1 protein-coding gene is annotated in these 246 nt (G+C 35.4%); it reads right to left on the reverse strand.

From position 1 onward, the window contains the following. The coding region (locus AAEY72_RS15915) for a hypothetical protein (RefSeq protein WP_352311626.1) at positions 1-246 on the reverse strand (246 nt) is incomplete at both ends.

A 246-nucleotide genomic window follows, 5' to 3' on the forward strand; every position in this document is an offset into this window, starting at 1 on the left:
GTTTTACTATCCATTGTTGCCCACCAAAATCGACATTAAACGATATTAGCTTACTGCCTTGTGCAACATTAAGATTGTTTGAGTTACTGTAAAATGCAGGTTTGTTTATATCTTCATAAATAGCAATCGAAAACATTTTAGACTGCTGCTCAGTAATGGCCTGCTTAATAATTTGAGGGACTAAAAATACGCCTGTGGCATAGCCTTTAATGGTTTCTTTTTCATTGGATTGAGAATATACAGGCG

The sequence above is a fragment of the Psychrobacter sp. W2-37-MNA-CIBAN-0211 genome (assembly GCF_040309405.1).
In the GTDB taxonomy this organism is placed as follows: Bacteria; Pseudomonadota; Gammaproteobacteria; order Pseudomonadales; family Moraxellaceae; genus Psychrobacter; species Psychrobacter glaciei.